The sequence below is a fragment of the Sporosarcina sp. ACRSM genome (genome assembly GCF_022346545.1).
GTDB lineage: Bacteria > Bacillota > Bacilli > Bacillales_A > Planococcaceae > Sporosarcina.
The window spans coordinates 14166-29862 of the sequence record NZ_JAKRNU010000006.1; the positions used below are offsets into that span (position 1 = coordinate 14166).

Here is a 15697-nt window from a genome sequence, read left to right on the forward strand (position 1 = left end):
ATTATGAGTCTATGAGCACTTGAAGGGATCTTTTAGCGCAAGAATTTCGCTTTGATCACTCCAAGCGGTGATTGAGCGCGGACTATGAGTCTATGAGCACTTGGAGGGATTTTTGAGCGCAGAAGCGCCGCTTTTATTGCCACAAACGGTTGATTATGTGTCTCCCCTGATTTATGAGCGAGGAAGTAAATTTATGAGCATGGAAACAACATAAAAAAATCTCCATATTAAAAACCTATCTGCGGATGCGGATAGGTTTTGATTGTCTATTATTTTCCTATAACTTCTTCCATTGCAAGCATGTCAAGGATTGGCATTAACTTCTCCAAATGATCGATTTCGTATGTTGGTATACTTTCTTCGCTCCGTTCCTTGTTCTCACGGTTGATCCACACGGAACGCATGCCGACACGGGAAGCTCCAAGTATGTCCGTCATCAGATTATCGCCGACCATGATGGCCTCATCGGCAGACACCTCGCATGTAGATAAGACATGTTGGAAAATGGCTGGATCCGGCTTCCCTTTTCCGAATGCACCTGAAATGATGATATGCTCGAAATAAGGAGCGATCTCCGGTGTGATTGTCAGTTTTGTCTGTTGGAGACTAGGAGAACCATTGGTCAATAAAACAAGCTGATAGTTATCTTTTAAGCGATCCAATACTTCGAATGTTTCTTCATAAATAAACGGACTCTTTTTTCGCTCCGCTGGAAATAGTTCTGCAAGTTCACTGCCCAGATCTGCATCATCGATTCCCAATCGCTGCAGCCCTTTTGTCCATGCGTCGCGCCGATAATTCGGCATAATCTCCTTCATCTTTTGAAAGGATTCTCCTTCATCGTCAAATGTCCCCCAGATCCCTTCAAAGGGATTGATTCCGATCATTTGCGTGAATGCATATGTATCATAAGAGGCATATAGCTCCCTCGCCTCTGCCCTGACCGCTTCTTCTAACGCAGCCGGATCGATAGCGTAGCTTTGGGCAGCCCGTTCGCATGTCTTTCTGAATGCAGTTTCTACACTTTTTTTATCCCATAACAAAGTATCGTCCAAATCAAAAATGACTGTTTTAATCATCGAAATCTTCTCCTTATCCGTACTTTATACCAGTATACATGATTAGTACATAATTTTCCGATATATTTCTCTGCATTATAAAAGAGCTATAACCGAATCGGTTAATAGCTCTTTTATGTTTTAATCTACGAATCAAACGCTTTTCACAGCAGCCGTTTCTGTTACCTCTGTTACCCAGCCGAACGGATCTTCCAGTTCGCCGGTTTGGATGCCAGTGAGCACGTCGTATAATTTTTTGGACAGTTCGCCGGTTTCACCGTTATTAACGATAATTTTCTCATCTCGCCAATTCAGTTCGCCGATCGGAGAGACAACCGCTGCTGTTCCCGTACCGAACGCTTCTTCCAAAGTACCTGTACGATGGGCTTCATATACTTCTTCAATTGAAATTCTACGCTCACTTACAGGAATACCCCAATAGCGAATCAATTCAAGAATCGATTTTCTTGTGATTCCCTCCAAAATACTGCCATTCAGCATCGGCGTCACGACTTCACCGTTAATTTTGAAAAAGACATTCATGCTGCCGACTTCTTCAATATATTTGCGCTCTACGCCGTCTAGCCAAAGGACTTGGGAATAGCCTTTCTGATCTGCTATTTCCTGTGCGCGTAGACCAGCCGCATAGTTTCCTGCTGTTTTTGCTGTTCCCGTTCCGCCAGCTACCGCACGGACATATTCGTTTTCAACAAGAATTTTGACCGGATGAATTCCTTCTTTATAATAAGAGCCAACTGGCGATAAGATAATGATGAATTTGTATTTTTTTGCTGGCGAAACGCCTAAATAAGGTTCAGTTGCGACCATAAACGGTCTTATATAAAGGGAGGTCCCTTCTGTAGCCGGGATCCAATCTTTATCCACCGTGATTAGTTGTTTCAACGCTTCAAGTGCATTTTCCTCATCGATTTGAGGCATGCACAAACGTTCGCTCGATTTGTTCATGCGGCGCATGTTTTCTTCGGGGCGAAACAGTAGAACCTTGCCATCTTTCCCGATATAGGCTTTTAATCCTTCAAAAACAGTTTGCCCATAGTGAAAAATGGTTGCAGCCGGATCGATCAGAAGGGGTTCATAGGGCACGATTCGATGGTCAACCCAGCCTTCTCCTTCATAATAATCCGCGACAAACATATGGTCCGTAAAGACTCTTCCGAATTCTAATTGATCGGATAAAGGCTTTTGTTTTTTCGTCTCGCTCAATCTGACTTGAATAGCGTAATTCGTCATGCTACCTGCATCTCCTTGGTTCTAATTTTGAAGCCAGATAATTTGGCCGCTTCCGTAAAATTGGTGTTTCAAATGGAATACAGCGTCCAAAGAACACTGATCATCCTTTAACTTCCTATTCGCGGAATTCATTTTCTAATAATATCGATTATATCAACATTTTTCAAAATATGCTATGGAATCCACGAAAAAATTTTCTTACAAAAATACTTTATTGAAAAATTAAAAGTAAATACGACTCATCCCATTTGAAAACCATCTCTTTAATTGACTTGGTTCTGCCTAGTTCGGTTACACTAAAAACAATGCACATAAAGTTCGAAGGAGGAAAATGAAATGCCCTCGCATTACTTTATCGGTATAAAAGGTCCGGCGGATTTTGAATCGCTTATCAATGCTTATAAAGAGAAATACAGTTTGCCCGAAACATACAAGACGATTCCTCATCCAGATGATTTACATGTAACATTGGTTTTCATTGGCGCCATTCCCGAATCATCCTTGCCTTTACTCACGGAGAATTTACAGGCAATCGCGGAAAAGATACCCGCTTTTCAAATGCATATCGATGGATTATCATACTTTGGTTCACCTGCTGGTCCGCGTGTGGTCTATTTTTCAGTTGATGCTTCCGAGGCAATAAGGACCTTGCAAAAGGAAGTTGATAAAACAGTCGCTACTCTTCTGAATCGGTCGATTTCAGACCGGTTCACACCGCATATGACAATCGCAAAAAAACGCAAAACGACCAAACCGCTTTACATTCAAAAAGAAGAGTGGAAACCGATTGAAGTCCCGGTTCACTCCTTTTCTCTATTCACGATCCATCCGGAGAAATCCCCAAAGTATGAGGCTGTTAAGACATTTACGCTTTCTTGAATGCCTATCAATTTGTAGTATACAATATATTACCATTGCTTATCCGTTATACTTCATTTATAATCATTAATACAAGCTGCGTTGTTCGTATTCCATTAAGTTTTAACCTTTAAGCTGTAAAAGGGAGTTTAAATCGGAATTGAAATGGCAGGCCTTGTTCTTTTTGAATAACAAGGACAGACAGGAAAATTTCTGCGAACACCCACTTTGAGGAGTGGTGGTTTAAAACTTTCTAATCACATACGGCAAAGGCGGCTTCATTATTCGCATACAAACCCGTTTCCAATGGAAACGGGTTTTTCAATATTTAAAAAAACTTAGCCATCCTTTATATTTAAAATACACAACCATTGCCGCCCCTAAGATGAACATGATCCCTAGAATAATAAAATAACCATAATGCCAATGCAACTCGGGCATAACATCGAAATTCATCCCGTACACGCCTGCTATGAAAGTCAATGGTATGAAGATGGAAGAAATAATGGTCAACGTCATCATGATGCTATTCATTCGATTCGAGTTGATGGATAATTGACTATCCCGGATATCGGACGTCAATTCACGGTTCGATTCAATCATTTCACCCAACCGTAGCAAATGATCATGAATGTCCGAGAAATAAGTAAGTTCATGGGAGTTGAGATCTAACCGATGTGAGTAAAGCATCCGATACAATAACTCCCGCATCGGGAAAATCGTACGCCGTAAGCGCAACAAATCACTGCGTACTTCGAATACATAATCCATCGACAAGTGGACCGTCGTGGGTGACAGTTGGTCTTCGATTTCATTTAAATGATCTTCAATTTTATAGAGAATCGGGAAATAATGATCGACTACATTATCGATGATTTGATACGCTTTGAACACATGTCCCCGTTCCCACTTCCCGGAGTTTTCGATCCATTGTTCACGTGTTTTTGTCAGTTCCTCGATCTCCTGATAATGAAAGGTAACAATATAGTTTTCCCCCAAGAACAGATTCACTTCTTCAGCTGTTAAGTCTTCCTGGCATATGGAATATAAGACAAAAAATGCATATTCATCATAATAATCCAGCTTCGGGCGCTGCAAACGATGCAGACAGTCTTCGATTGCCAGTGGATGAAAGTGAAAAAATGAATGTAACAATGATTCTTCATCTGCACTCGGATTATCAAAATCCACCCAATACCACTGCATAGGACGGCTTGCTATTTCCGCCAGTGGGAAATCGAATATTAATTCATCGTCATCTGTCAATCCCATCGTCCGGATCATCGTCTAACTTCCTTTCCACTTGAAACATACTTCTCATGAATGTTTAGTATGTGTGTTGGCATGCGGCATATGCGCTACTTTTTTCCTAAGCAATGAAGTTGCACTCCATTTGCCCCCTAAATCCTTTAATTCATTTCCTAAAGAACGGCCTTTTCGCTTTCTGATTCGGCAACCGATTTTACGCGTTGAACAAATTCTACCACCACTTTATCACTGGCAAACAGTAGAAATGGTTTGACAAACCATTTTAACGGTCGATTCGTGGTGGTGTATTTGAAAGAGGTCCTAACCGCATCCAGTCTATTCAATTCATATTGTGCCGTTATGTCAAACATATTCGCCAGTGTAAATCCGACTTTCATCTGCTTTTTGTCTATGGAATCCATATACACAAACGTTTCTACTTCATATTCCATGACACGCTTGCCCTCTTTATACTTTTGCAAATAGACACTTCCAACTCTTTCATCTGTCACGTGTATCGCTTTGTTTTCAACGACTTGCGGCATGATTTTTTGCATATTTTCCAACGACCCATCGAAAAACTGCCACACCTTCTCAATAGGTGCATCGATTTCAACTTCCTTTGTCCATTGTTTCATTTTACAAGCCACCTTTTCGAAGTAAACTGACCTAGAAGATGCAATTCATGCATCGGTCTTGTCATCGCGACATATAACAGCTTCCGATCGATCGGATGATCCCTGAACGGCTCATCAAAAGCCGCGATGAGAACTGCGTCAAATTCCAGCCCTTTCGCTAAGTGACTAGGGACAATCAACAGATGATCTGCACTTATATCCGACTGCTCCTCCAACAATTGGATAGGTACTCCCGCATCATGGAGCCTTGTGTAATTCCGTTCAGCCTCGGCCCTCGTTTTACAGATCAAAGCGACTGAGCGATGACCGCGATCGAGAATGTCATGATAGAGCTGGCAAATCCGGTCAGTTTCAAAAGTCGTCATCGTATGGAATTCCGGCTCCCTTCCATGACGGACGACCGGTTCAACCAGTGGAAGTTCCTCATCCATCTCTGCCAACACTTGATTCGCCAAATCCATAATTTCAATCGTTGTCCGATAACTTTTTTGCAACGTTGTATACGTAGCCCTCGGAAAAATTGCTTTGACAGGATCCCAAGACGTTAACGACCGATAACTATGAATCCCTTGCGCCAAATCGCCAACAAGGGTGAACATATCGGTCTCCAGTCCATCCTTTAAAGCGGCGAGTTGAAATTCACTATAATCCTGCACTTCATCGATGAACACCACCCGCATTTTCCATTGAACGCTAACACCTTTCAACTTTGCATGTAAATAATAAAGGGAAGCTAAGTCTTCAATTTCCCATCTTTCCTTTTTATGTTCAGCAAAAAAAATAGCCCTTTCCTCTTCAGACCATTGGAAAGCGAGCTCCATTTGTAATTGTTTATCCGAAAGCCAATTTCGATATAATTTCTTAATGTTGAACTTTTTAAATCTGCGCATATAGACGGAGACCGTCGTTCTACCTTCCTTTTCAATGGAAGGCAGTCTTTCATCACGTTCTTCCAATATTTTTGTCAGCTTCGCTTTTCGTTTCTCAGCGTCACGGGTTCCATAGAGCACTTTATCTAGTGCTTCCTCATATTTAGCAGTAAGTTTATCCAGTAGTTGTTTTCGCTTCCGTTTCACATCGTTTTGTACAATGATTTTAATTCGCTCAAGCCTCTTCTCAACGGGCATATACGCAAACTCGTCTAAAAATAGTTTTTTCAAACGGGTAGCTTTCATAATCCGGTACTTTTCAATATAAATATCTTCAAAAAGCTCGGCCATTTCAAGCTCCAACCGCTTCACATAACGTTGCATGATATCTCTATAAGCAAGCGTCCCTTTTACACTTGTGCTAAATAGATGACGATTCTCAAGTACATCCGTCTCCGTCAGCCATTCCAACTTGCTGTTTGGATCTGTCAATTTCAAATTCAAGCCGGTTGCCTGTAGGACATACTCCGCATAGGTCATCTGACAAATCCGACCGACTCCGAGTTCAGGCAAGACATCCGCAATGTAGTCCATAAACAGTTTCGACGGCGCTAAAATCATCAACTTGTCGGAAGGGAAATGTTCTCCCATCGTATAGAGGAAATAAGAAATACGGTGTAAAGCGATTGTTGTCTTCCCGCTTCCGGCAGCCCCTTGCACGATAATCGGCTGTTTTAAATTTGCCCGTATGATCGCATTTTGTTCTGCTTGAATGGTCGAAACAATTTCTGTCAGGCGGGTATCCGCCTTGCCGGCAAGTGCCTCTTGAAGCAATTCATCATTCGTTGTCAGGTCGATATCACGAATCGCAAGCAGTTCTCCATCTTCAATTTTGTATTGCCGCTTGGAAAATAGATGACCTTTAAAGGTTTCATCATGTACTTGGTAGGTGAGATCACCAAGCCTACCATCATAATAGACATTCGCAACAGGCGATCGCCAGTCGACAATGATCGGTTCTTGCGTTTCTCTGTGAAACAAAGACGTTTTCCCAATATAAAGGAACTCGTCCATATCCCCTTCTTTTTGAAAATGAATCCTTGCAAAATAAGGCTTCTGCTGAATCGCTTCCAAGCCTTCCTTCTGAGAGCGAGCCATCTCAAAAAAACGAGCGTTCGTTAAAATATTGATGTAACTTAAACTGGAATCCAAATAATCCAAATCGGCCATCGATTGGCGAATTTCTTCTTGAGAGGATTTTACTTCGCGTCTCGATTCTTCCAGTAACTGTTGCATGTACTGTTTTGTATAATCAAGACGCTGGTACTCAAATTCAAAATCAGGATGTTGCTCTGTCATAACAGCCCTCCATTTTGCGTATTTGCGTCCTGTCGATTGAGAAGGTGAGATGTTGAGGGATCATAGCGGTAGAATAGAACTGCATTCTACCATTCTCACCAACAAGGAGCAAGTATAATTCGCAAAGTAATAGGAGTATTCATTCGGCAAACAAATAATTACTGCCAATCAATTGTTTACATTGCTTCTTCACTTCACTGACAATTCTCGCCAAGTCATACGTCGTATGAAAATGATGATTCATAATACCCGCGATTGAAATCGTCAACAATGGGAATAACTCGTCTTCCCCATGCCTATTCTTGGAAGTGATCCATCCATTCGCGACATCTTTTGGTGTGTAGAATTGCTTGATGGAAGCATTGAATCGCCGAATAATTTGTTCACAATACTTCACACTTTGTTCCGCAGACGCCACGACGATAAAGTCATCCCCGCCAATATGACCGATAAAATCAGAAGGCAATACAATTTCCTTTAATAGTTTCGCCACGTGCATTAAAATTTGATCGCCTTTTTCAAAACCGTATACATCATTGTAGGGCTTAAAATTATCCAAATCCAAATAGAGTACAGCATACCCTTCCTGCACTTCGACACAATGTTGCAATTGCTGTTCAATCAGAAGATTCCCCGGCAATTCCGTTAACGGGTTCAAATGTTTGGCGACATTCACTTCGATTTCCATCGTCTTCTCCAATAATTCTTTGACTGTGACAATACCATAATAATCCCCATTTTGCGTCACCGTAATAAAATCATACAAGTGCTTCGCATCTCTCCTCATCGCCAGTTTTGCGACGGTATGAATCGGTGTCTCCACATCCACTTGCAAAAAATCCGTATCCATAATTTCGATAATCGGTTTATTACTGAATAAACTGTATCCATAAGGTCCACTAATTTTTACATGCAACTCATTTCGAGTGATTACCCCGATGACCCGGTTGCCTTGAACGACGCAAAATCCCGGCACCGATTGATCTTGATGCATCAACGTTTTTACTTCTTCAATTAAAACGTGAGCTTCCAATGTTTGAAAAGGAGTGGACATTTCCTTCACAAATGGGCCTCCCAACCTTTTTAACGACCGGTTTTGTTTACGTTTGTTTTCATCTATGATCAATGCACTGACCTCTTCCCTTATTGGTAATAGATCTGGAGCCGGTTTCTGAATATAATAGCCTTGTCCAAAATGGACACCTAATTCAATGAGCTTGACCAACTCCTTTTCCGTTTCAATCCCTTCGGCAATAATATGGATTTGAGAATGTGCTGCAAATTCACATAAACTTTTCACAAGTGACTGCTTCGTTTGATCACTATCAATATTCCGGATCAATTGCATATCCAGCTTCATAAAATGCGGATGGATATCCGTTAAAATATTCAAGCCCGAATAGCCCGACCCTACGTCATCGATCGCAATGTGATACGTTTGTTCTTTATAATGACGAACAGTCTGTTTAAAATGATTTAAATTGCTAATGGCTTCTTTTTCGGTAATTTCAAAAACAATGGTTTCCGCATCCATCTGAAAGCGTCTTAAATAATCTTTCGTAAAGCCTTGTCTGAACTTGCGGTCACTCATAATATTGGGATTGACATTTAAAAACAGTTTTCCTTTTGTCTGCAGTGCATGGGCAGCCTCCAATGCTTTTGTTCGACATAATAATTCCAACTCCCACAACTGTCCATTTTCCATTGCATATGTAAATAGTTTCGCGGGATTTTGCAAGGGGGTACGAACTGGTCCGCGACTTAATGCTTCATATCCGAGAACTGTTCCGTCCTCCAATGAAAGTATCGGCTGAAAAACCGTTTGTATATCCTTATTGCGGAGAATCCGATAAAATAATTTCTGTAAATAATTTTCCTCTAACTTAATCAAAAAGGCCCTCTCCATTCGATAGGTCATTACATCCATTTTATCGAATAGTGCAGGGTCCTCTATCACAAGCGAGTAATGATTCTGTTAAGTTATTGTAAATCATGCGCCAACCAATCAGAAACCCCTATTCCAATTTCCATGGAATAGGGGTTGTCATCAAACGTCTATTGATCTTTCATAACATACGAACCAGTTATCACCATGTTTTTCCATGCCCGTACCAATCCAACCATCTCGCAGGTACCTTTGCTGTTCTTCTGTTTGTTCCATTCCAATCAATCGCTTTTCCGCAAAATGCTTTTTCTCCGCCTGTACGATTGATTTCAAAAATACATATCTCAACATGTTTCCATATTTCACTTTCAACGCAACGATTGCCATTCCAAGCCCAAACTTGTCTTTGAGGCTGGCAATATTGAACGGTGCAACTGTAGCACAAATATAATGGAAGCGCCTTGTATCGACCTCTTGGAAAATCCGCTCGCCTAAAAGGGATTGCAGCCCATTTCCCCGGAAATCGGGATCGACATTCGAGATTTCCGAATAGATCACTTTATCAAGCTCACAATCCTGTAAACCTGCATCAAGCCCTAGATGCTCGGCATCAATTTCCGGCTCCAGCATCGCCCGAAAGGCAATAAGTCGTTCTTTATAATAAGCTCCAATCATAATACCTTTCCCTTGAAGAATGGAGAGAAATTCTTCTTCTATCAGCGGCTGTAAAAAAGCACCGGTTGTCAAAGCGCCAAGCACTCTTTCCTGTAGCTCGAGAATTTCGGGAAGTTGTTCAGTAGTTAAATGGACAATCGACAGGTTACGGCCATCTTTCAATGTAAGTTTCTTGTTCATCCGGTTACCTTCTCAGAAAACACCGTCAATTCTTGGAGTGTTTCTTCATCGATATCGATTCCAAGTCCTGGTCTATCATTTAAACAGATAAATGGCACGTCATACTGCAAATTCCCCACATCCTTGCTGAATTTCAAAGGTCCCGTCAACTCGACACTTGTAATAACTTTCTTGGAAAATGACACATGGAAACCTGCGGCTGATCCGATGGACGATTCCACCATTGAACCAACTTGGCATTCGATTCCCGCCATTTCCGCCATATGTGCCAGTTTCATCGCCGGATAAATACCGCCACATTTCATCAGTTTAATATTCACCTTATCTGCCGCACGTTTTGCAATGATCTCCCTCATTTCACGAAATCCGCGCAAGCCTTCGTCAATCATCAGCGGAACAGATGACTTCGATTTAACTTCAACCATGCCATCGATATCATCCGCTTTTACCGGCTGTTCCAGCCAATCAAGCGAAACATGTTCCAGTTTCTTCAAGCCTTGCAACGTATTAGCGCTATTTTTCCAGCCTTGGTTGACATCTACACGGATGGCGATATCCTCACCAACGCGCGCACGCACCGCTTCAATGCGTTTGACATCCTCAGCCACTTGCGTCCCAACTTTCATTTTCATAGAACGATAACCTGCTGCCACACGCTCTTCTGCTTCGTCCGCCATTGCTTCCGGAGACGCGATACTCAGTACATGCGTAATCGGAAACGCCTCATGGTATCTTCCGCCAAGCAAGTCATAGACAGGGACTCCAAGCGCTTTACCGGCTGCGTCATAGCAAGCAATATCGATCGCCGCCTTAGCCGTCGGTGCAGCATAAATCTCAGCGTCCATCAATGCATGGATCCGTTCCATATTCAATGGATTTTCTCCAATCAGTTTCGGTGCAAGGGTATTCTTCAAAATAGCAAAGGTGCCTTCCCAGCTCTCTCCAGTTACGTGTTCATCTGCAACACCTTCTCCGTACCCCACAACACCCGTATCCGTTGTAATCTTCACGATAATTGAGGGCATGTAATCGTAAGAGGCATAGCTAATGACAAATGGTTCGTAGAGCGGTAAATGAATAGCATAAATCTCGATTTCTGAAATTTTCATCGTCTAAAAGTCCTTTCCGTTGGCAAATTATTTATTTCATTGTATCATTGTCGTTAAATAGTCGCTAATAAAAAGGTGGTCATCTATATTGAAAATAAAAATTGCGGTCATCGGGTCTACAGATTTTTGCGAACGCACGAGACAGCTTACCTCAGCTCGGACGGATATCGAGCTGAATTCATATGTATATGAAGAACCGCAACAGGCGCCCGATTTGATCCGTTCGCTTACACCTTGTGACGTCCTCTTTTTCTCGGGCTCCCTTCCCTACTTATACGCGAAAGAGACCTTGGAAAACATCCCGATCCCTTCTGTCTATTTGAAGCAGGACGAAACAGAGATTGCCATTACCCTTCTCCATCTTGCTTTACAAAGGCCGCAGGATTTGAAACGGCTTTCCATTGACGTGCGTAGCAAACAGAATATTGAATCTGTGTTAAAAGATTTGAACTGTACAACAGAAAGACCTTTCGTCCATATCCTGCAAGACAATGAACCGATACAAGCCATCGTTGCGTTTCACAAACAATTGGCGTTACAACAGAAAACGGATATGGCCATCACGAGTGTTCATGCAGTGCACGAACAACTGCACCAGCAAAATATCCCGGCCATGAAAATGATTGACCCTGAAAGCTCCATTTTGCGGACGATTGAACTCGCAAAACAGCAGGCCATTTTACATAAAAGCAACGCAGCTCAAATCGCGGTCGGCATTGTAAAAAATAATGATTTTTCCTTAGACATAACCCCCACCATCGAAAAGATGGCGTCTATCCTGCAAGCCCATTGGGAGGAAAAGAAACAAACATTTACTTTTTTCACGACGATGGGGAACGTTGAACAAGCATTGAAAAGAAACGATTTTCTATCTGCTTACCAACCGTTAGAAGGAAAAGCTGAACTGGCTTTTGGCTGCGGGGAGACGATTGTCGAAGCTACTGAAAACGCGCAGTTCGCTCTAGACTTCATACAGCAAAACGATGATCACTCTTTTTATATGCTGGATAGCGACAAAAAAATGCACGGTCCTTTCCCTGAAACTGGCGTTGCCATTGAAATGAAGGTCAACGATCCCGCCTTAGTGGCAATGGCCGAGAAAACAAAACTGAGTCCTGCCAATGTTTCAAAACTGCTGTCATTTAGCCATTTCCGTCAAACGAAACAGTTTACCGCACATGATTTAGCCCTCTATTTGAACGTTTCCCGAAGAACCGCGGAACGGACACTTAAAAAGCTTGTCGACTTCAACTATGCCAAAATCATTGGGGAAGAGATGGCCTACAAACAAGGTAGACCTCGTTCCCTTTATGAACTTAACCTACCCATATATTTATAATAAAAAGGAAAGCCCTCAACATGCTGATGGACTTTCCTTTTTGAATAGAGACGAATCACCCTAGGCTGACTTCTTGATCTTCCAGCTTTTCTTTTTCCAACTCTCTTTTGGCAATTTCCACTTTTTCCTGTTCAGTCAATTTAACAATTGTAAATCCTGTAAACGCATACACAATTGAGATGATCGGAACCATGAAGTTCAAAATAGCGTACGGTCCAAACTCGAAAACACTAACCCCTAGCGTACCTAAAATGAAGACCCCACATGTATTCCAAGGAATGAACACAGAAGTAAGCGTTCCGCCGTCCTCAAGGGAACGGGATAAGTTTTTCGAGTGTAAGCCTTTATCACGGTATACCTTACTGAACATCCTTGCTGGAACAACGATGGAAATATACTGTTCAGAACAGGACACATTTGTTAAAAAGCAAGCCCCGATTGTCGAGACGATTAACGAAGCAGTAGACTTCACCACTTTCAACAATTGGTTCACCAACGCTTTCAGCATACCCGAAAATTCCAAGATTCCACCGAAAGTCATCGCAACAATCGTCATGGACACCGTATACATCATGGAATCCAAACCGCCTCCATTGAAAAGCCCATCGACCATTTCATTGCCCGTTTCAATCTTAAATCCACTCTGCAACGCTTCAATCCCTCCGACAAGCGAACCACCTTGTACAAAAGTTTGGGACAGGAAACCAAGTACAATGCCGACAAGCAAAGCCGGAATCGCCGGGACTTTCAAAGCGACCATAACGATGACCGCAAGTGGCACAAGTAAGAGCCATGGCGTAATCAGGAAACTTTCTTGTAACACTTGTGACGTTTGTGCAATTTCGACCGCTTCAATTTGGCTCGTCGTAAACTTCTTCCCTAAAAAAGTATAGACGCCAAGGGCAATGAGTAACCCTGGAATAGTTGTAAACAACATATGCTTAATATGGTCAAACAAATCTGTACCTGTCAAACCGGCCGCTAAGTTCGTCGTATCGGATAATGGGGACATCTTATCTCCAAAATAAGCACCAGAAATAATGGCACCAGCAATCATCCCTGCTGGAATACCCATACTCAATCCAATCCCCATTCCCGCAACGCCAATCGTTCCCATTGTCGACCATGAACTCCCAATCGCTAGGGATACAATACAACAAATGAGACAAATCGCAACGAGGAACCAAGATGGTGTAATAATCTTCAAACCATAGAAAATCATCGTCGCAACAATTCCGCCCCCCATCCACGCACCAATCGTCAAGCCGACCAACATGATAATGACAACTGCCGGTAGCGCCAATCGAATCCCCTTATACATCATTTCTTCAATGTCTTTCCACGTATAGCCCATTTTCCAAGCGACTAACGCAGCTGTCGTTGTTCCAACGATCAACGGAATATGCGGACCTTGCTCTAATTTCACGACGGTGAATATCATTACAATAATCATAACTGTTAAGGGTAATATCGCCAGCCAAAAACTAACTTCTCTCCCATTCCTTTGTTCCATCTAAATTCCCCCAAATCATTTATTTTCACAAAATTAATAACTGTCGCTTAATAGTCGTTATTAGCATCGTAAAGGTTCAGTACCGGAAAGTCAATATGATTCAAAATTATTTTGTAAGCGATTTCACTAATTCGTATAAAAGGGTTATTTCGCCCCATATGTTTTTCAAGAAATGTCCGCCGCTAGATATTTTAGGTCATTAAGGTTATCACATTGAAATGCAATTTATTGCTTAGAAATAAAAGTTTCCCGGGAAATAATCCATTTGATTCTGTAACATGGGATTAAGAGCATAATAAAAAGGTTGTATAAAAAATCACCCTTTCGGCATTTTTTCATACAACCTTTTTCCTCTCTATGCTGTCTAAAGTATCAAATACGCAATCGGCGTTACAATTATAATTGTTAGAATGACCCGCACCACCCATAGAAGGACGAGTTGAGGAATCGATATTGGAATTTCCGTCGACACAACACAAGGGATAAATGCCGAGAAAAAGATGATACCTGAGATGGATACGACCGCAACGACAAACTTCACGATCAACACAGACTCTGTCACTAATAATGCAGGCAAGAACATTTCCGCGATTCCAAGCGCACTCGCCTTCGCAACAAGCATTGGTTCAGGAAGTTGCATAGCTAATGTGAACGGATAGAAGATATATCCAATCCAGTCAAAAACCGGTGTGAATTCTGCCAATACCAACCCCAATAAGCCAACCGATAAAATAGATGGGAGGATAGCCATCGCCATAACGAGACCGTCCTTTACATTTACACGGATATTATCCAATAAGCGAGGCGAATTGGATACGGTCGCTTTCGCTTCTTTCCACGCCGCCGCAAAACGACTTCCGCTAATTTCTGCTTCCGGCTGGGGAGTTGATCCCTCATAATACTCATCTTTGATCTTGGATAATGGTGGAATCCTTACGGTGATCGCAGTGACAGCGAATGTCACAACGAGTGTAATCCAAAAGTATGTATTCCACATGTCCATCAATCCAAGTGTTTTAGCGACAATAACCATAAACGTAGCAGAAACAGTTGAAAATCCAGTCGCTATGATAGCTGCTTCCCGTGCGGAATATTTTCCTTCTTTATAGATACGATTCGTGATGAGAAGACCCAAGGAATAACTGCCGACAAAGGAGGCCACTGCATCAATCGACGAACGACCTGGCGACTTCCAAATGGGACGCATAATCGGTTTTGCCAATACACCGACAAACTCCAGGAATCCATACCCTACTAATAAAGCGAGGAAAGCTGCCCCAATGGGAACAAGTAGACCAACAGGAATGACGAGTTTATCGAACAGAAAAGGACCCATATTTGGATCGAATAACCACGATGGACCAAACTGGAAGACAAGCATGATTCCAACGAGCAACCCTATAATATTGAACATCGAAAAAACGATATCAACATTTGATTTCTTCCATTTCCCTGTAAAAAATGGATAAATTGTTCCCGCCCCAATGACGAGCAATGCATAATAAGGCAAAGCCGGTGTGGCAAACGATTGAATAAACGAAACGATATGATCAAGCATAATGGAGTTTTTCCCTGCAATTGTCACAGGGATGAAAAACATAAATGCACCAATAATACTGTATACAAAGAATTTCCACATTTGCGGAGATTTTTGCGTAGCGACTTCTACTTGTCTATTCACCTCTTGATTTGTCGTCATACTGAATCCCCTTCCC

The 15697-nt window shown here is 42.0% G+C and carries 12 protein-coding genes and 1 other RNA gene; 3 read left to right on the plus strand and 10 right to left on the minus strand.

Going from position 1 to position 15697, the window contains the following annotated elements; translation table 11 throughout:
* Window positions 1–269 precede the first annotated feature (269 nt).
* Together MHZ95_RS10585 and MHZ95_RS10590 are read right to left on the minus strand one after the other, a co-directional pair.
* Window positions 270–1079 carry an HAD family hydrolase gene (locus MHZ95_RS10585; RefSeq protein WP_239390602.1) on the minus strand — a complete coding sequence of 270 codons (810 nt, stop codon included), beginning with the start codon at window positions 1077–1079 and terminating at the stop codon, window positions 270–272.
* A 132-nt stretch (window positions 1080–1211) separates the two neighbouring features.
* Window positions 1212–2309: a branched-chain amino acid aminotransferase gene (locus MHZ95_RS10590; RefSeq protein WP_239390603.1), complete on the minus strand. Its 1098-nt coding sequence runs from the start codon at window positions 2307–2309 to the stop codon at window positions 1212–1214.
* 336 nt (window positions 2310–2645) lie between these two features.
* Between MHZ95_RS10590 and thpR the strand changes: the two genes are divergently transcribed.
* Complete coding sequence (gene thpR, locus MHZ95_RS10595; protein ID WP_239390604.1) at window positions 2646–3188, plus strand: RNA 2',3'-cyclic phosphodiesterase; 543 nt, start codon at window positions 2646–2648, stop codon at window positions 3186–3188.
* Between the two features lie 70 nt (window positions 3189–3258).
* A non-coding RNA gene (gene ssrS, locus MHZ95_RS10600) (6S RNA) lies at window positions 3259–3450 on the plus strand.
* Window positions 3451–3488: 38 nt separating this feature from the next.
* Here ssrS and corA read toward each other — a convergent pair.
* The 6 genes from corA to MHZ95_RS10630 form a co-directional block, all read right to left on the minus strand.
* A complete protein-coding gene (corA, locus tag MHZ95_RS10605) occupies window positions 3489–4451 on the minus strand; it encodes a magnesium/cobalt transporter CorA (RefSeq protein ID WP_239390605.1) in 963 nt (320 codons plus the stop codon).
* Window positions 4452–4588: 137 nt separating this feature from the next.
* On the minus strand, window positions 4589–5053 hold the full coding sequence (locus MHZ95_RS10610) for an SRPBCC family protein (protein ID WP_239390606.1): 465 nt from the start codon (window positions 5051–5053) through the stop codon (window positions 4589–4591).
* The gene (helD, locus tag MHZ95_RS10615) at window positions 5050–7281 is read right to left on the minus strand and encodes an RNA polymerase recycling motor HelD (RefSeq protein ID WP_239390607.1); all 2232 of its coding nucleotides are present in this window, start codon (window positions 7279–7281) and stop codon (window positions 5050–5052) included. The genes MHZ95_RS10610 and helD overlap by 4 nt, the downstream gene beginning before the upstream one ends.
* 139 nt (window positions 7282–7420) lie before the next feature.
* On the minus strand, window positions 7421–9172 hold the full coding sequence (locus tag MHZ95_RS10620; RefSeq protein ID WP_239390608.1) for a GGDEF domain-containing protein: 1752 nt from the start codon (window positions 9170–9172) through the stop codon (window positions 7421–7423).
* A 156-nt stretch (window positions 9173–9328) separates the two neighbouring features.
* Window positions 9329–10021 carry a GNAT family N-acetyltransferase gene (locus MHZ95_RS10625; RefSeq protein WP_239390609.1) on the minus strand — a complete coding sequence of 231 codons (693 nt, stop codon included), beginning with the start codon at window positions 10019–10021 and terminating at the stop codon, window positions 9329–9331.
* The gene (locus MHZ95_RS10630) at window positions 10018–11130 is read right to left on the minus strand and encodes a mandelate racemase/muconate lactonizing enzyme family protein (protein ID WP_239390610.1); all 1113 of its coding nucleotides are present in this window, start codon (window positions 11128–11130) and stop codon (window positions 10018–10020) included. Before MHZ95_RS10630 ends, MHZ95_RS10625 begins: the two co-directional genes overlap by 4 nt.
* 88 nt (window positions 11131–11218) lie before the next feature.
* Between MHZ95_RS10630 and MHZ95_RS10635 the strand changes: the two genes are divergently transcribed.
* Entirely contained in the window at window positions 11219–12469 is a 1251-nt protein-coding gene (locus MHZ95_RS10635) for an HTH domain-containing protein (protein ID WP_239390611.1), read from the plus strand.
* A 55-nt stretch (window positions 12470–12524) separates the two neighbouring features.
* Here MHZ95_RS10635 and nhaC read toward each other — a convergent pair whose 3' ends face one another.
* Entirely contained in the window at window positions 12525–13982 is a 1458-nt protein-coding gene (nhaC, locus tag MHZ95_RS10640; protein ID WP_239390612.1) for a Na+/H+ antiporter NhaC, read from the minus strand.
* A gap of 364 nt (window positions 13983–14346) precedes the next feature.
* Window positions 14347–15681 carry a YjiH family protein gene (locus MHZ95_RS10645; protein ID WP_370643003.1) on the minus strand — a complete coding sequence of 445 codons (1335 nt, stop codon included), beginning with the start codon at window positions 15679–15681 and terminating at the stop codon, window positions 14347–14349.
* Window positions 15682–15697 lie beyond the last annotated feature (16 nt).